Here is a 16,601-nt window from a genome sequence, read left to right on the forward strand (position 1 = left end):
TGGCGACTCGCGAGGAGGGCGGGCGGGTTCGGGAGGCGGGGGCGGCCTAGAAGGCCACGTAGTTGCGGGGGTTCTCGGGCGAGCCGTCGACGCGGGTCTCGAAGTGCACATGGCAGCCCGTCGACGTGCCCGTGGTGCCGGCGAAGGCGATGACCTCGCCACCGCCGACCGCCTGCCCCCGGCCCACGTTGAGCGAGGAGTTGTGGCCGTACACGGTGGTGAGCCCTCCGCCGTGGCTGATGGTCACCGAGTAGCCGAGGCCGCCGTTGTAACCGGCCTGCGTGACGGTGCCGGCCGCCGCCGAGTACACCGGCTTGCCGCACGTTCCGCCGCCGGCCACGAGATCGATGCCGGCGTGCAGGCGCCAGACGAGGGCGATGGGGTGGAAGCGCTGGCCGAACTCGTCGCTGACGACGTGGTTCGCGAGCGGGCTCGACCAGCCGCTCGCCGAGGGGCCGGGGCGACCGGATGCCGCAGCCTCCGCCGCGGCGGCGGCCCGCGCGGCGGCCTCGGCGGCGAGCCGGGCCTCCTCCGCCTTGCGTCGCTCCTCGACACCCACCTCGTACTCGGCCACCGTCTTCGCGGTGGCCGAGGTGAGTGCGGCCAGCTGCTGTTCGAGCACGATCCCCTGCGCCGACTGCTCCGCGAGGGCCGCCTCGGCCTGCTCCTGCGCCTGGTTCGCCTGCTCGAGCGCCGCCGCCGCGGCGAGCTTGAGCCCCTCGAGCTCGGCCTCGGCCACGAGCGCCTGCGCTCCGAGGGCGTCGGCGGTGTTGCGGTCCTGCGTGGCCTGCTCGTAGAGCGCGCCGGTCTTCTGCGTGAGCTGGCTCATCGCGCCGAGCTGGTAGAGCAGGTCGTCGGTCGCCTCGCCGGCCACGATGAGGTTGAGGGTGAGGTCTGCTCCGCCGGCCCGCGTGAACTGGGTGATCAGCATCCCGGCCTGCTTGTTGGACTCCTCGGCGCGCATCCGGGCCTCGTCGGTCTGCCGCGCGAGCTCGTCGGCGCGGTAGACCGCGGTGTCGTAGGCCTCCTGCGCGAGCGAGTACTCGTCGGCCTTCTGCATCGCCAGCTCCTGGGCCGCCTGCGCCTCCGACTCCAGCTGGGCGATGAGCCCCTGGATGCGCTGCACCTCGGCCTGCTTGGTGGACTCGCTCGCCCGGGCGGCGATCACGTCCTCCCAGCTCGGGTAGTCGGCGGCGGACGCCGGCTCGACGCCCCGCAGCACGTCGACCGCCACGATGCCGGCGGCCAGCGCCAGGCCCGCGAAGAAGCGGGAGAGAGGATGCGGGCGTTCGGTCGTCGTTCGTGTCTGCATGGTTCCTAGCCGAAGTCGATTCCCTGGGCGGCCATGAACGGCCGTGGATTGATGGCGGTGCCGTTCTGCCGCACCTCGAAGTGCAGGTGGCAGCCCGTCGAGTTCCCGGTGGTGCCCGCGAGCGAGATGGGCTGACCCACCTGCACGTAGTCGCCGTTGCCCACGAGCAGCTGCGTGTTGTGACCGTAGGCGGTGGCGATGCCGCCGCCGTGGTCGATCTGGATGAAGTTGCCGTAGCCGCCGTTCCAGCCGGCGAAGTTCACGATGCCCTCGGCCGCCGCATAGACGTAGGCCCCGCAGGTGCCGCCGTTGTAGACGAGGTCGATGCCGGAGTGCAGACGGTAGCCACCGTCGACCGGGTTCACCCGCATCCCGTATTCGTCGGAGGAGTAGGCGCCGGGGAAGGGACTCGTCCATCCGCTCGCCGCGACGAGAGGCAGACTGGGGAGGCCGGCCGCGGCTGCTGCGCGCGCTGCCGCCGCCCGTGCCTCGAAGCCCTTCTGGTAGTCGGCCTCGGTGGCCGCCCGGTTCTGCTGCAGCACCTGGAGCTGAGCGGTGAGCTCGACCTCGTGGTCCTGCTGCTCGGCGAGGGCCGCTGCGGCGGCATCCTGAGCCGAGACGGCCTCGTCGCGGAGTCGCTGGGCTTCGTCGGCCAGCCCCTTCAGGGCATCGCGCGCGACCGTCGCCTGGGCGGTGAGGGCCGTGGCGGTGTTGCGGTGCTGCTCCGCCAGAGCGTAGATGCGCGAGGTCTTCTCGGCGAGCTTGCTCATCGCGCTGAGCTGGTAGAGCAGGTCGGCCGAGAGCTTCTCGCCGCCCACGAACAAGTTCATGCTGAGGTTGCCGCCGCCGCCTCCGGCGCGGGCGAGCTGAGCGGCGAGCTGGCCGGCCTGCCGGTTCGACGCCTCGGCCGTCGCCGCCGCCGCGCTCGCCTGCGCGTCGAGCTCGGCCTGCACGAAGTTCGCGGTGTCGTACTTCTCCTGCGCCGCGTTGAACTCGTCGCCACGCTGCAGGGCGAGCTGCTGCGCGGCCGCCAGGGTGGAGTTCATCGAGTCGATGAGCCCCTTGATGCGCGCGACCTCGTCGTTCTTCGCCGCCTCGTCGGCCTGGGCGTTCTTCACGTCGTCCCAGGTGGGGTAGTCCTCCGCCGCGGCGGGCGCGGAGGCGACGCCGATCGACACCACGAGCGTCGCGACGGCGATCGTGGTGGCCACGGCGTCGCGGATGCGCCGTCCTCGCGGGCGCGGGGCGGGGGAGTTCGAGCTGGTCATGTCTCCGGCGAATCTAACCCGAGGCCGATGCGAATGCACGGACATTCCCCCGCGGGTGCCCAACTCGAGGGCTCGCGAGCGCCGATTGGCGGCCGGGGAGGGGATGTGGCATACTCGATGAGTTGTCGCCGCCGGCCCCATCGTTTAGTGGCCTAGGACGCCGCCCTTTCACGGCGGTAGCACGGGTTCGAATCCCGTTGGGGTCACGAAGGCTGGGGCCACGGAACTGTGGCGAAAGCACCAGGCGGGCAACACATACAATAGGAACACAGCAACAAAACGTAAGGCCCTGTAGCGCAGTTGGTTAGCGTGCCGCCCTGTCACGGCGGAGGTCGCGGGTTCAAGTCCCGTCAGGGTCGCCAGGCGTGAAGCCCTCCATTCGGAGGGCTTTTCGCTGGAAGCGGCATAGTGCCAGTGATGGTGCGACATCGCCGGTTCGGCTCTGTAGCTCAGTTGGTAGAGCGCACGACTGAAAATCGTGAGGTCACGGGATCGACGCCCGTCGGAGCCACGAAGCCCTCTCCCTAGCTTCTACATGGGAGGGGGCTTTTTTCGTTCCCGAGGTCTCGAGTCACGTCGCTAAGCCGCTAAGCAAAGTCCGCTGGATTTTTTGCGTTGGGTATGCGATATTGAAGTCTCAAGTTGCAAACGGAATCGGGACCGGTTGCAACTACTCGTCTGACTGGGGCGGGGGGATGGATGCGGGAGACCGGCTTCGGCCGGCCCCGCATCCTCTGTTTGAGGCCGCCTATTCGAGGTTGAGCGCCCGCCGCCAGCGCTGGCCGAGCGCCCGCACGGCCCGGTCGCCGGGCGAGCCGAGCGGGTTGTCGCTCATCATGTAGGTCCAGGTTGCGGAGGGCCGGATGAGGCCGAGCCCCGCGAGACCACCGTCGAGGTCGTCGTCGGTGAGCCCCGCGACGAGCGACTCCGTGCGCTCGGCGACCCGCTCGAAGAAGCCGTCGAACTCCTCGAGCGCGATGCGGTGGAACTCATCCACCGGCACCAGCCCGGCGAGCGCGCGCAGGTGGATGCCGTCGCGCACCTCGCCGAGCAGCGCCAGGTGGGCCTGCCACTCGTCGTCGAGCTCGAACAGCTCGATCGCCCGCTCGAGCTGCTCCCGGCGGCCGGCCGGCTCCCGGGCGAGCACTTGCTCGCGCACGGCGAGCACCGCCTGCCGCTGCTTCACGACCGCACGGTTGTAGGCCCAGGTCGAGCGATGCCGGTCGAGCCGCATCCCCTCGGCCACCGCCTGGCAGTCGGCGATGATCTCGCTGCGCTCGGCGGCCGGCAACGCGGAGCCCGCGCGCTCGATCCGGGCGAGCAGGTGTGCGGGCGCCGTCGTGCGCACGAGCTCGTCGTCGAGGCTCACGAACGATGCGCTGCTGCCCGGGTCGCCCTGCCGGCCCGCCCGGCCGCGGAGCTGCGCGTCGAGACGGCCCGAGGGGTAGCGCCCGGTCGACACCACGGCGAGACCGCCGAGCGCCGCGACCCGGTCGTGATCGGCGGCGTCCGGTCCGCCGAGCCGGATGTCGGTGCCCCGGCCCGACATCTGCGTCGAGATGGTGAGCGCGCCGAAGGCACCGGCCGCGCCGATGATCGCCGCCTCGTCGGCGTCGTTCCGCGCGTTCAGCACCACCGGGGCGAGGCCCGTGGCCTGCAGGGCGCCGGCGAGCGCATCCGATTCCGCCACGCTCTGCGTGCCCACGAGCACGGGCCGCCCCTCGGCGTGCAGCCGGCGCACCTCGGCCACGACCTCGCGCTGCTTCTCGGCCGCCGAGAGCAGGATGCGCTCGGGCGCGTCGACCCGCCGGTTCGGCACACGCCGCTCCACGCGCCCCGCCGGCAGCTGGTAGAACTCGAGCAGGTCCTCGGCCACGGCCACGACCGTGCCGCTCATGCCGGCCAGAGTCTGGTAGCCCCCCAGCAGATCGTGGACGGTGACCGTGTCGAGCACCACCCCCGCGCTCGTGACGGGCAGCCCCTCCTTGGCCTCGACCGCGGCGTGCAGCCCGTCGGGCCAACGCTGCAGGCGCGCCACGCGCCCGCGCCCGGCGTCGATGAGCCGGATGGCACCGCGCTCGTCGACGAGGTAGTCGACGTCGCGCTGCACGAGCACGCGGGCGTGCAGGGCGAGGTTGAGCTCGGTGAGCAGCGGCACGCCCTCGGCGCCGTAGAGGTTGAGGCCGCCGAGCCGCGCCTCGAGGGTGTCGAGCCCGCGGTCGGTGAGCGTGACGTTCGCGCGCTCCTCGTCGACCTCGAAGTGCTCTCCTTCGCGCAGCCCGGCCACGAGCGCGGTGGCGCGCTCCATGTTCCGGGCGGCCTGCGGCGAGTCGCCGGCGAGCACGAGGGGCACGGTGGCCTCGTCGATCATGACGGCATCGGCCTCGTCGACGATCACCGCGTCGAGCACCGGATGCACCGCGTCGGCCGGCCGCTCCACGAAGCGGTCGCGCAGGAGGTCGAACCCGAGCTCGGTGACCGGCAGGTACACCACGTCGGCCCGGTAGGCCTCGCGACGCTGCCCGGTGGTGGAGGCCTGACCGACCGTCGCCACCGAGAGGCCGAGGCCCTCGAAGAGCGGGCGCATCCATTCGGCGTCGCGCGCGGCGAGGTAGTCGTTGACCGAGAGCACGTGCACCTGCCGGCCCGCGAGCGCGAGGCCCGCGGCGGCCAGCGCCCCCGAGAGGGTCTTGCCCTCCCCCGTGTCCATCTCCACCGCGTGACCGGCCATGAGTGCCGCCGCCGCGACGAGCTGCTCGTCGAAGGCGGTGAGGTGCACGGTGCGGGCCGCCGCCTCGCGGGCCAGAGCGAGGTACTCGGCCGTGACCGGTGGGGTGCCGGCCCGCGAATGGGACTCGCCGAGCGCCTGGGCCGCGGCACGCAGAGCGTCGTCGCCGAGGGCGCGCTGCGACTCGGCGAGCGCGCGGGAGGCAGCGGCCAGGGCGGCGAAGCGGCGGAAGGAGACGGCGCCGGGCCGCCCGAGCACGCGCCCCAGCATCCGGCCCAGCGCGCTCACGGCCGCACCGCGCCGTCGGGAACCGGAGTGCCGCGCGGAGCGCTCACCGCTCGGCCTCCCACTCCGCCATGAGCTGCGGCAGGCGGGCGTCGAGGAACCCGTAGAACCGCGCCATCTCGTCGACGCGCAGGGCGGCGGGCGAGCCGGGGGCGTCGAGGGCCGCGGCGGCGTTCTCGGCGAGGCTCGCGAGCGTGCCGTACATCGGGCTGGTCTTGAGCGAGGCCGTGTACCAGGTGTCCTCCACCAGCTCGTAGCGGTCGCGGCGACTGCCCGACTGCGCGATGCGCCGGATGGCGCCGAAGGTCTGCAGGTAGCGCACCGCCCCCGAGATGGCGGCCGCGCTCACCCCGAGCGTGTCGGCGAGCGCGGCGGCGGTGAGGCCGCCGTCGTCGGTCACGAGCAGGGTCATGAGCACGCGCGCGGGCATCTTCGGGAACCCGGCGGCGGTCAGCACCGCCGCCGACTGCTCGACCGCCGCTCGCAGCGATCCCTCGTCCCGTGCCATCCCCTCAGCCTCTCACCCGGCGTCGCCCCCGTGGCGCATCGCGCGCCGGGTCGCACGCCGGGTCGCGCGCCGGGTCGCGTCGCCGGCTCACGCCGTGGCCAGCTCGCGACGGCGCAGCAGCACCACGGATGCGCCGATCGCCGCCACCGCGATCGCCGACAGCCAGAACACCCCGCCCGCATCGGCGCTGCCGCCCACCACGGGCGTGTGCGTGAACGGCGAGAGGTCGCGCAGCCACTGCGGCAGACCGAGCAGGCCACCGAAGTTCCCGAGCACGATGCCGAGCGCCACAAGCGACCAGCCGGCGGCGATCGCCGCGCGCGGCACCAGCACGAACAGCAGCGCGGTCACGCCGAGATACACGAGCGCGGCCGGCAGCTGCGCCGCCGCGGCGGCGAAGGCGTCGCCGACGCGGGCCGCGTCCTCCCCCGCCGACAGGAGGCCGAGCGCGGCCACGAGCGCCGACGCGGCGAGCACGATCAGCACGGCGAGCGCGCCGAGCACGAGGTAGCCGGCCAGCCAGCGCCCACGCGAGACCGGGGTGCTGAGCAGTAGCTCGGCGGTTCCGGCGGCCTCCTCCTGGCGCATCCGGATGACGGTCTGCGTGGCACAGGCCGCTGCCAGTGCGCCCACGAAAGCGAAGAGCGCGCCGATGAGCGTCTGCGTGAGCGATCCGCCCGCGCCGGCGACGCTCTCGAGCGTGCCGACGATGGCCGGATCGGAGCCGGCCGCCTGCTGCACGAGGCTCGCGAGGGTACCGGCGAGGTAGCCGAAGGCCGCCCCTCCGGCGGCCCAGGCGAGGATGGTGCCCCACTGCAGCCGCCAGGCCAGGCCGAAGGCGCTCGAGAGGGCGGGCCGCGCATCCGCTCGCCCGTGCCGCTCGGCCACGAGACTCGCGCCGCTGTCCCGGCGGGACTGCAGGGCGAACACGGCGGCCAGGCAGACCGCGGCGAGGCCGAGGCTGAGCAGCAGCGGGAGCAGGGTGTCGCTCGTGTAGGCGCCCGTCTGCTGCCCCCACCCGATCGGCGAGAGCCAGCTCGGCCAGGCGCTCGTCATCTCGAGCGGGCCCGTGGGGGTGCCGAGGGCGTCACCGAGGCCGCGGAGTACGAAGGCGAGGCCGACGAGGGCCACCGAGAGCCCGTTCGCACCGCGGGAGGTGCGCAGGAACTGGGCGGAGAGCATCCCGACCCCGAGGAAGGCGATGCCGGTGGCGGCCACGGCGGCACCGGTGACGAAGGAGCCGCGGAGCTCGAGACCGCCGAGCACCAGCGCCGCGGCGGTCGCGAGGCCCAGCACGAGGTTCGCCCCGACGCCGTGCACGAGCGTGACGACGGTCGGCAGCGTGCGGGCGGCGGGCGTGGCCTCCACGAGCTCCGCGCGGCCCGACTCCTCGTCGCCGCGGGTGTGGCGCACGGCGAGGAAGGTGCTCATCAGGCCGGCGAGCAGAGCGAGGTAGGTGAAGATCTCGAAGAACACGAAGGCGGCCAGGCCTCCGCCCTGGGGCAGGCCGCGCAGCACGAGGATGGCCGGGCTCGAGATCGCGAGCGCGAGGATCTGGTCGCGCGCCACCGGGTCGCCGTAGCTCTGCGCCACGGCGACGGCGGCGAAGAGGGCGAGGAGGGCGGTGCCGCCGATCCAGAACAGCAGCTGCAGGCGGTCGCGCCGGAGACGCTGGCCGAGCAGGATGCGCAGGGCCGGCATCAGGATGCCGCATCGCCGTGGCGGGGGCCGGCGCCTGTTCCTGCTCCGGTGCCGGCACCGAGGCTCGCGCCCTCCGCGGGCCGGTCGCCGTAGTGGCGCAGGAACAGCTCCTCGAGCGAGGGCGGTGCCACCGTGAGCGAGCGCACTTCGAGGGCGGCGAGGGCGGTGAGCACCGCGGGAAGGTCGTCGCTGTCAGCCGTGAACCGCACGCGGCCGCCGGCCACGGTGAGGTCGTGGGCGTCCGGGATCGCCGCGAGCCGCGCCGGGCTCAGCCCCTCCGAGGCGAAGGCGATCTCGGTTCGGGTGAGGTGCCGCAGCTGCTCCAGCGTGCCGGTTTCGGCCGTGCGGCCGGAGCGGATGATGGTGACTCGATCGCAGAGCTGCTCGACCTCGGAGAGGATGTGGCTCGACAGCAGCACCGTGCTGCCCTCGCCGGCGGCGCGGTGCACCTCCCCCTCGAACACGGCCTCCATCAGCGGATCGAGGCCGCTCGTGGGCTCGTCGAGGATGAGCAGCTCGGCCGGCGTGACGAAGGCGGCGATCAGCGCCACCTTCTGCCGGTTGCCCTTGGAGTAGGCCCGGCCCTTCTTGGTGGGGTCGAAGTCGAAGGCCTCGACGAGCCGCTTCTTTCGAGCCGCGTAGGCCGCCTTGTCGGCGGTGCCTCCGCGCAGCCGGCTGAGCAGGTCGATGGCCTCGCCGCCGGTGAGGTTCGGCCAGAGCGTGACGTCGCCGGGAACGTAGCCGAGGCGGCGGTGCAGGGCGACGGCGTCGGTCCACGGGTCGCGGCCGAAGACGCGCGCGCTGCCGCCGGTGGCCCGGGCGAGTCCGAGCAGGATGCGGATGGCCGTCGACTTGCCGGCCCCGTTCGGGCCGAGGAAGCCGTGCACCTCGCCCGCGGAGACGGAGAGGTCGAGGCCCGCGAGCGCGTGCACGCGGCCGAATCGCTTCTCGAGGCCCTGGGCCTGGATCACGGGGGTCACCGACGCTGTGGTCATGACCGGCACGCTACGCGCATTTCACAATTTTGTGAATACTGTGACGCCGACTGTTGCGTCGGACTCGACTCAGGGCGCCGCGCTCGTGAAGCCGGGGGCGCGGATGACGCCCTCCTGCGCCACACTGGCCACGAGCACACCGCCCTCGGTGTAGAAACGGCCGCGGGCCAGGCCCCGCCCGCCCTGCGCCGACACGGCGTCCTGCACGTAGAGCACCCACTGGTTGGGGTCGACGGGACGATGGAACCACATCGAGTGGTCGAGGCTCGCCGTGGTGACCCCCTCGCTCTGCCAGCCCAGGCCGTGCGCCCGGAGCAGCGGTTCGAGGATCGTGTAGTCGCAGACGTAGGCCAGCGCCAGCTGCTGGGTGACCGGGTCGGTGGGGATGGGCGAGAACGCCCTGATCCAGAGGGCCTGGCGGGGCTCACGACCGGATTCGGCGTCGAAGTACACCGGACCTGGGTCGTGACGGATGTCGAAGCTCCGCCCCCAGGCCCAGTATTCGGCCGCGGCGCCCGACAGCCGACCCTCGCGGGCCAGGAACTCCTCAGTGCTCGGCAGCTCCGCCGCCGGGCGCACCGCGCGCCCGACCGGCTCGGCGAAGACGTCGATGCCGGCGGGAACGGCGAACGACACGATGCCGCTGAACACCTCCTTGCCCGACTGGGCGCCGACGACCGTGCGGGTGGAGAATCCCCGGCCGTCTCGGGTGAGCTGCACCGTGTAGGTCACCGGCTTGCCGATGTCGACCGGCCGGAGGAAGTAGGAGTGGAACGAGTGGATGCTCCGCCCGGGGTCGACGGTCGCCGTCGCCGCGGCGAGCGCCTGGGCCACGGTGTCGCCGCCGTAGGCCTTGGGCCAGGGCACGTACTGCGGCTGCGCCCAGAAGCGGGCGGACGACTCGTCGCGCCCCAGGGGCGTCACGGCGATCGAGCGCAGGAAGGGCTGGGCCGTGCCGGGCGCGACCAGGCCGGCCGGGGCATCCGTGCCGGTCGGGCCACCCGGGCCGCTCGGCGCATCCGGGCCGCCCCGCCCGCTCAGGCTGCTCACGGAACCTGCACCCGGCGGCGAGCGCGCAACCCCGTGAGGTACTGCGCGGGGGTGCTCGGGTCGTCGTAGCGCTGGTCGATGGCCGCGTTCATCGTCCAGTACGGATCGATTAGGTGCGGCCGCGCGAGCAGGCAGAGGTCGGCCCGGCCGGCCACGAGGATGGTGTTGATGTCGTCGATGCTCGACACCGCGCCCACCGTCATGGTGGGCACACCGGCGTCGTGCCGGATCTGGTCGCTGAAGGGGGTCTGGTAGAGCCGGCCGTACTCGGGCCGGGCCGCGGTGCTCGTCTGGCCCGTCGAGACGTCGATGATGTCGGCGCCGAGCTCCTTCAGCCAGGCCGAGACCTGCACGGCGTCGTTCCCGTCGAAGCCGCCCGCCACCCACTCGGTGGCGCTCAGCCGCACGCTGATCGGCTTCTGGGCCGGCCACACCGCCCGCACCGCGGCGAAGATCTCGACCGCGAGCCGGGCCCGGTTCTCGAGCGGGCCCCCGTAGGCGTCGGTGCGCCGGTTGGCGAGCGGGCTGAGGAAGCTCGACACGAGGTAGCCGTGGCCGAAGTGCAGTTCGAGAAGGTCGAAGCCCGCCGACTCGGCCCGGCGTGCCGCCGACACGTGCTGCTCGACGATCTCGGCGATCCCGGCCTCGCTGAGCTCGTGCGGCACCTGGCTGTCGGCCCGGTAGGGCACGGGCGACGGGGCGACGATCTGCCACTCGCCCTCCTCGAGCGGCACGTCGGTGCCCTCCCAGCCGAGCTTCGTGGCGCCCTTGCGGCCGGAGTGGCCGAGCTGCAGCGCGATCTTCGCGCTCGTCTCCTGGTGCACGAAGTCGACGATGCCGGCCCACGCATCCGCTTGCTCGTCGCTCCAGATGCCGGGGCAGCCGGGGGTGATGCGGCCTTCGGGCGACACGCAGGTCATCTCGGTGAACACCAGCCCGGCGCCGCCGATCGCCCGCGAGCCGAGGTGCACCAGGTGCCACGTGGTCGGCATGCCCTCGGCGGCCGAGTACTGCGCCATCGGCGAGACGGCCACGCGGTTCTTCAGCTCGAGCCCGCGCAGGGTCAGCGGGTAGAACATCGGCGGGGTGCCGGCCGGAGCGTCGTTGCCGCGCGCGATCTGGTCGGCGTGGAACCACTCGTCGACGCGGGCCACGTAGAGCGGATCGCGCAGGCGCAGGTTGTCGTAGGTGATGCGCTGGCTGCGGGTGAGCAGCTGGAAGACGAACTGCGCCGGCGGCAGGCTCCGGTAGCGCTGGATGCTCTCGAACCAGCGCAGGCTCGTCATCGCCGAGCGGCGGAGGGATGCGGCCACCGGCCGGCGCTCCGCCTCGTAGCGCTCGAGCGCGCTCGGCACGTCGTCGGCGGCGGTGAGCGAGGCCACGAGGGCGATGGCGTCCTCCAGGGCCTGTTTGGTTCCGGAGCCGATCGAGAAGTGCGCCGTGTGGGCGGCGTCGCCGATGATGACGACGTTCTCGTCGAACCAGCGGGCGTTCGCCACGTCGCGGAAGTTGAGCCAGCCGGAGTTGTTGCCCTCGAGCCGGTGGCCGCCGAGGTAGTCGGCGAAGATCCGTTCGCAGAACGCCATCGAGCGCTCGTCGCTCTGCCCGGGCCGGCGCGGGTCGGCGGCGAACTCCGCGAGGCCCGCGCGCTCCCAGGTCTCGGGGTCGGTCTCCACCAGGAAGGTCGAGTGGGTGTCGTCGTAGGGGTAGATGTGCGCCCAGAACATGCCGTAAGGCGTGTCGACGAAGACGAAGGTGAAGCAGTCGACCGGGCGGTCGGTGCCGAACCAGGCGTACTTGAACGGCCGCACCTCCACGGTGGTGCCGAGCGTGTCGGCGAGGGCGCCGCGCACGGCGCTGTTGACGCCGTCGCCGGCGATCACGACGTCGTAGGCGGCCTTCAGCTCCTCGAGCGGCGGCGCCAGGGTCTGGTGCCGCAGATCGACGCCCAGTTCGCGGGCCCGGTCGCTCAGGATGAGCAGCAGCTGCTTGCGCGCGAGCGCGGCGAAGGAGTGCCCGTCGCTGCGCTCCTGGAAGCCCAGGAAGTCGACATCCATCGCCGACCACTTGCGCCAGAGCGCCTCGATGCGCTCATAGGAGACGGGATCGGCCGTGGCCAGGTTGTCGAGGGTCTCCTGCGAGAACACCACTCCGAAACCGAAGGTGTCGTCGGCGGCGTTGCGCTCGAAGACGGTGACCTCGTGGCCCGGATCGGCGAGTGCGAGGAGGATGGCGGAGTAGAGGCCTCCGGGGCCGCCGCCGATGCATGCGATTCTCATGGCTGGAACGGGGCTCAGATTCCTTGATCGAGGAGGTGCTCGAAGTCGAGCGCCAATCCGGTGACGACGATGGAGACGCTCGCGAGGGCGTCGCGCAGGTTGGCGGCGGCGGAGGGCGGCAAGTCCTCGGCCACGAGCTCCTTCAGCTGCTCGTAGACGGCGAGGATCTTCCGCTCGTCGGCGGTGAACTCGTTGTGCAGGAGGTCGGTGGGGAAAGCAGGTGCGCTGGATGCGGCGGCTGCGCTGGATGCGGTCATGGCGGGCTCCTTGCTCGTCGGGCGATCAGGCGGTGCGGAGGTCGGTGAGTCGCTTCGCCTTGAGCTCGAAGCGCGGAAGGGAGTCGGCGGGGGCGCGCTCGATGAGGAAGCGCAGACCCTCGTGACCGTCGGCGAGCTCCTTGCCGAGCGCCGCCTCGAGGCTCGCCCAGTCGGCATCCGTCACCGTGGCGGCGGGCTCGACGATCAGGGTGATCTCGTCGCGGATGCCTTCCCGGCTGATGCGCAGCTGGAACTCCTCGATCACCGGGAAGTTGCGCACGATGCCCTCCACGGCCCGCGGGTAGACGTTGGTGCCGCGCACGAGTTTCATGTCGTCGACGCGGCCGATGATGCCACCCTCGTAGAGGTCCCAGGTGCGGCCGTTCGACGCGAAGGTCGACGGCACCTTCACCACGAGGTCGGCCGTGCGGTAGCGGATGAGCGGCACGATGCTGCGGCCGAACGAGGTGCACACGCGCTCTCCGGCCTCGCCGTAGGGCAGCTCGGCGCCCGTCTCGGGGTAGACGACCTGCTCGATGAAGTGGTCCTCGATGATGTGGCAGCCGCCCGGCTGGTCGGCGGGCTCGAACATGAAGATGGTGGAGACCTCGGTCATGCCCGCGGTGTCGTAGGTCTTGGCTCCCCAGAGCGACTCGATCAGGGCTTTCGTCTCGGGGATGGAGCCCGCCGGTTCGCCCGAGAGCACCACGGTGTGCACAGGGCTGTTCTTGAGGTCGAAGCCGAGAGCTTCGGCCTCCTGCGCCAGGCGCAGCGCGTAGGTGGGGGTGGAGGCGACCACGGTGCATCCGAAGTCCATGATCTGCTTCACGCGCGCCGCGGTGGTCTGGGCACCGCCCGGGATGGTGAGGGCGCCGATCTTCTCGAGGCCGTTGTGCAGCCCCCAGAAGCCGATGAACGAGCCGTAGCCGAAGGCCACGTAGGCGATGTCGGCCGGGCGCACGCCCATGCCCCAGAGGGCGTACGACCACATCTCGCTCGACCACTTCCAGTCGCGGCGGGTGTCGAGCGCGCGCAGCGGGGTCTTGCCCGAGGTGCCGCTCGTGGTGTGCAGGCGGATGGCGGACTCGGCGCCGGCCACCGGCAGCTCGCCGAACGGCGGTACGGCCTCCTGCGAGGCCATCCACTCGTCGCGGGTGAGGAACGGGATGCGGTCGATGTCGGCCCAGCTCTTCAGCTGCTCAGGGGCGAAGCCGGCGCGGGCGAAGGAGGCCTTGTAGAACGGGCTGCGGGCGTCGGCCCAGGCCACGAGGCGCTGGAGCTTCGTCAACTGCAGGGCACGGAGCTGCTCGCGGTCGAGCAATTCGGTCTTGGGGTTCCAAAAGTCCGAGGTGGCCATCGGGTTCGTCCTCCGTGTCATGGGTTCGTGGTCCGAGCTAACCACAGTGTGACGATCGTAAAATTTCAGAAATGTTACAGCTTGGTAAATCGGGCCGATCGCTCGCTATCGTGAGCGCATGTCCCACTACAACGTGAACCCCTCCTCCCTCGCCGCGCCCTCGGGTTTCGCACACGGCACCGTGGCCGGCGGCACCGTCTACCTCGGCGGCCAGACCGCGATGGACGGCACCGGCGCCATCGTCGCGGGCGGCATCGTCGAGCAGTTCACGCAGGCCTTCTCGAACGTGCTCGTGACCCTCGCCGAAGCGGGCGGCACGCCGGGCGACCTCGTGTCGGTCACCATCTACCTCACCGACGTCGAGGACTACCAGCGCCACGGCCGGGAGATCGGGCGCATCTGGCGCGAGATGGCGGGAACCCACTACCCGGCGATGGCGGGCATCGGCGTGACGCGGCTGTGGCAGGCGGAAGCGCTGATCGAGATCCAGGGGGTCGCCGTGATCGGCACGGATGCGGCGGGCGCCGCCGCTGCGGCCGGGGCGCCGGCCGGCGAGGGGAGCGTCGCGTAGATGCGGCTCGCCACCGTCGTCACGGCCGACGGACGCTCCGCGGCGGCCCGGGAGGACGCATCCGGTTTCCTCCTGCTCGACGCACCCGACGTGGGCGCTCTGCTTCGCCGGCCCGACTGGCGTGAATTCGCGGCGGAGGCCGACGGAACCCCGCTCGCTCCGGCCGAGGTCACACTCGCCCCCGTGGTGACCGAGCCGCGCAAGATCCTCTGCGCGGGGCTGAACTACCGCGACCACATCCTCGAGATGGGGCGGCCGCTGCCCGATTTTCCGACGCTGTTCACCAAGTTCGCCGACACCCTCACGGGCGCGCACGACGACATCCCGCTGCCGGCCGTGTCCGATCGCGTCGACTGGGAGGCCGAGCTCGCCGTGATCGTGGGCAGCGAGCTCGTGCGGGCCGACGAGTCCGAGGCCGCGGATGCCGTGGCCGGCTACACGGTGGCGAACGACGTGTCGATGCGCGACTGGCAGAACCGCACCAGCCAGTGGCAGCAGGGCAAGGCCTTCGACCGTACGACGCCGCTCGGGCCGGTGATGGTGACGGCGGATGCGTTCGATCCGGCCGACGGGGCGCGCATCCGCACGCGGGTGAACGGCAGAACCATGCAGGACGACACCCTTGCCGATCTCGTGTTCACCGTGCCGGCGCTGCTGGCCTACATCTCGACCTTCACCCGGCTGCAACCCGGGGACCTCGTGCTCACCGGCACCCCGGGCGGCGTCGGCGCCGGCCGCACCCCGCCGGTCTTCCTCGGGCCGGGCGACCTGCTCGAGACCGAGATCGACGGCATCGGGACGCTGCGCAATCGTCTCGTTTCCTGAACGACCGTCATTCCATCCTGAACAAGAACACCGACCAGAAAGCAGAGCAGCCATGGCCGCAGAAGATGTTCCCGTCGTCACCCGCGCGGGAGAGGAAGACCGGCAGACCGGGCAGTCGGGCGGGGCGGTGCGCATCTCGGGGGTGAGCATCCAGCACACGCCCGCGACGAAGCTCTGGTTCGGTCAGGTGACGAACCGGCCGGGGTACCGCTCTTTTCCGCACCATCACGGCGAGGCCGAGACCGGGGGCTACGTGCTGCGCGGGCACGGCCGGATCTACTTCGGCGAGGGCTACCGGCAGTTCCTCGACATGACCGCGGGCGACTGGGTGTTCGTGCCGCCGTTCATGCCGCACGTGGAGGCGAACATGTCGACCACCGAGGAGCTCGTGTGGCTCACTGCGCGCACGCCGGAGAACATCGTGGTGAACCTCGACGACGTCGACGACTCGACGCTCGAGGGCTTCGTGCGGGTCTGATCAGCCGGCGAGCGCGGCGGGGGCTGCGAGTGCGGATGCAGCGGGCGCGGCGGATGCTGCGGCATCCTGTTGCGGCCAGAAGGCGGCAGCGTGGGCGAGGGCGCGCCCTTCGAGCATGGCCACGAGCCGCTCGAAGAGTGCGCCGGCGGCCGGGGCGGGCCAGTCGGGCGGCAGCACCGCCCGCGGGAGCCCCGGGTCGCGGAAGGGGAGCTTGCGCCAGTGGTCGATGGCGGTGACGTACTGCACGAAGGCCTGCTCGCCGTCGACCACGCCGGACGCCTCGAGGGCATCGGCCTGGGCGCTGTGCAGAGTGAGGAAGTCGCGGTAGCGGCGGTCGATCTCGTCGAGATCCCAGCCGGTGCGGAGCAGGGTCGACATCTCCTGGCCGCCGGCGTGGGCGCCCACGAAGATCGCGGACTGCTCCGTGAGGTCGAGTTCGGCGATGGCCTGCGTGGCGGCCTGGAGCATCCGGGCCGGGGCGATCCACACGCCGGAGCCGATGTTGCCGAAGCCGAGTCCGGCGAGGTGCGAGCGGAGCTTGTGGCGTTGCGAGCGGGCGGACTCGGGCACGGAGAAGTTCACCACGCACCAGCCGTCGTCGAGATTGGCGGGCTGGCGCGCGTGCCACACGATCTCGTCGCCGGCGGCGAGCGCCTCGAGCGCGACGGGGCTCAGCAGGTAGCCCTTGACCCGAGCGCGGGCTTCGGGAACGAGCCAGCCGCGCTGCTTCAGCCGGAAGATGGCGGTGCGCACGCTGGACTCGTCCAGGCCGCACTGGCCCATCAGTTCGACGACGCCGGCAATGGGCATCCAATTGCCCATCTTGCGCACGATCGACCCCAGAAAGCCCACGAGGATCGTTCGCGAGCGCGTGGCCTTGGCGCTCCTCTTAGGGTCTTCTGCGTCGGTCATCCTGACAATCATGCCAGTTCGGCTCGCGGCGGCATGTCGGGGCTGTGACGTTCGTCACGCGGGCGCACACTCCGG

At 71.8% G+C, this 16,601-nt stretch carries 14 protein-coding genes and 3 tRNA genes; 6 read left to right on the forward strand and 11 right to left on the reverse strand.

Annotated features, from left to right (window positions below; genetic code table 11):
* Positions 1 to 46: 46 nt before the first annotated feature.
* On the reverse strand, positions 47 to 1,312 hold the full coding sequence (locus tag VD659_RS12425) for a M23 family metallopeptidase (protein ID WP_423261380.1): 1,266 nt from the start codon (positions 1,310 to 1,312) through the stop codon (positions 47 to 49).
* Between the two features lie 5 nt (positions 1,313 to 1,317).
* Positions 1,318 to 2,580 carry a M23 family metallopeptidase gene (locus tag VD659_RS12430; RefSeq protein WP_423261381.1) on the reverse strand — a complete coding sequence of 421 codons (1,263 nt, stop codon included), beginning with the start codon at positions 2,578 to 2,580 and terminating at the stop codon, positions 1,318 to 1,320.
* A gap of 133 nt (positions 2,581 to 2,713) precedes the next feature.
* Between VD659_RS12430 and VD659_RS12435 the strand changes: the two genes are divergently transcribed.
* The 3 genes from VD659_RS12435 (at position 2,714) to VD659_RS12445 (ending at position 3,091) form a co-directional block, all read left to right on the forward strand.
* Positions 2,714 to 2,786, forward strand: a tRNA-Glu gene (locus VD659_RS12435).
* Between the two features lie 79 nt (positions 2,787 to 2,865).
* Positions 2,866 to 2,942: transfer RNA gene (locus tag VD659_RS12440), tRNA-Asp, on the forward strand.
* 76 nt (positions 2,943 to 3,018) lie between these two features.
* A tRNA-Phe gene (locus tag VD659_RS12445) sits at positions 3,019 to 3,091 on the forward strand.
* Between the two features lie 237 nt (positions 3,092 to 3,328).
* Here the strand turns inward: VD659_RS12445 and VD659_RS12450 are convergent.
* From VD659_RS12450 to VD659_RS12485, 8 genes are all read right to left on the reverse strand, one after another.
* Positions 3,329 to 5,596 carry an accessory Sec system translocase SecA2 gene (locus VD659_RS12450; protein ID WP_423261382.1) on the reverse strand — a complete coding sequence of 756 codons (2,268 nt, stop codon included), beginning with the start codon at positions 5,594 to 5,596 and terminating at the stop codon, positions 3,329 to 3,331.
* A 43-nt stretch (positions 5,597 to 5,639) separates the two neighbouring features.
* Entirely contained in the window at positions 5,640 to 6,101 is a 462-nt protein-coding gene (locus VD659_RS12455; protein ID WP_423261383.1) for a GbsR/MarR family transcriptional regulator, read from the reverse strand.
* A gap of 87 nt (positions 6,102 to 6,188) precedes the next feature.
* The gene (locus VD659_RS12460; protein ID WP_423261384.1) at positions 6,189 to 7,802 is read right to left on the reverse strand and encodes an ABC transporter permease; all 1,614 of its coding nucleotides are present in this window, start codon (positions 7,800 to 7,802) and stop codon (positions 6,189 to 6,191) included.
* Positions 7,802 to 8,797: an ATP-binding cassette domain-containing protein gene (locus VD659_RS12465; protein WP_423261385.1), complete on the reverse strand. Its 996-nt coding sequence runs from the start codon at positions 8,795 to 8,797 to the stop codon at positions 7,802 to 7,804. The genes VD659_RS12460 and VD659_RS12465 overlap by 1 nt, the downstream gene beginning before the upstream one ends.
* A 69-nt stretch (positions 8,798 to 8,866) precedes the next feature.
* Positions 8,867 to 9,847, reverse strand: coding sequence for an acyl-CoA thioesterase (locus tag VD659_RS12470; protein ID WP_423261386.1), 981 nt, complete (start codon positions 9,845 to 9,847; stop codon positions 8,867 to 8,869).
* A complete protein-coding gene (locus tag VD659_RS12475) occupies positions 9,844 to 12,126 on the reverse strand; it encodes a bifunctional salicylyl-CoA 5-hydroxylase/oxidoreductase (RefSeq protein WP_423261387.1) in 2,283 nt (760 codons plus the stop codon). Before VD659_RS12475 ends, VD659_RS12470 begins: the two co-directional genes overlap by 4 nt.
* A gap of 14 nt (positions 12,127 to 12,140) precedes the next feature.
* Complete coding sequence (locus VD659_RS12480) at positions 12,141 to 12,383, reverse strand: hypothetical protein (RefSeq protein WP_423261388.1); 243 nt, start codon at positions 12,381 to 12,383, stop codon at positions 12,141 to 12,143.
* A gap of 25 nt (positions 12,384 to 12,408) precedes the next feature.
* Positions 12,409 to 13,740 carry a phenylacetate--CoA ligase family protein gene (locus VD659_RS12485; RefSeq protein ID WP_423261389.1) on the reverse strand — a complete coding sequence of 444 codons (1,332 nt, stop codon included), beginning with the start codon at positions 13,738 to 13,740 and terminating at the stop codon, positions 12,409 to 12,411.
* 118 nt (positions 13,741 to 13,858) lie between these two features.
* On the opposite strand from VD659_RS12485, the gene VD659_RS12490 reads away from it, so the two are divergent.
* From VD659_RS12490 to VD659_RS12500, 3 genes are read left to right on the forward strand one after another with little or no spacing between them, the layout of a single operon-like run.
* On the forward strand, positions 13,859 to 14,311 hold the full coding sequence (locus VD659_RS12490) for a RidA family protein (RefSeq protein WP_423261390.1): 453 nt from the start codon (positions 13,859 to 13,861) through the stop codon (positions 14,309 to 14,311).
* Positions 14,312 to 15,136, forward strand: coding sequence for a fumarylacetoacetate hydrolase family protein (locus VD659_RS12495; RefSeq protein WP_423261391.1), 825 nt, complete (start codon positions 14,312 to 14,314; stop codon positions 15,134 to 15,136).
* A 52-nt stretch (positions 15,137 to 15,188) separates the two neighbouring features.
* Positions 15,189 to 15,614, forward strand: a complete 426-nt coding sequence (locus VD659_RS12500) for a cupin domain-containing protein (RefSeq protein ID WP_423261392.1) — start codon at positions 15,189 to 15,191, stop codon at positions 15,612 to 15,614.
* Here the strand turns inward: VD659_RS12500 and VD659_RS12505 are convergent, their stop codons facing one another.
* Positions 15,615 to 16,526: a PaaX family transcriptional regulator C-terminal domain-containing protein gene (locus VD659_RS12505; RefSeq protein ID WP_423261393.1), complete on the reverse strand. Its 912-nt coding sequence runs from the start codon at positions 16,524 to 16,526 to the stop codon at positions 15,615 to 15,617.
* Positions 16,527 to 16,601: the final 75 nt, after the last annotated feature.

It is taken from the genome of Herbiconiux sp. 11R-BC (genome assembly GCF_049472555.1).
Taxonomy (GTDB): Bacteria; Actinomycetota; Actinomycetes; order Actinomycetales; family Microbacteriaceae; genus Herbiconiux.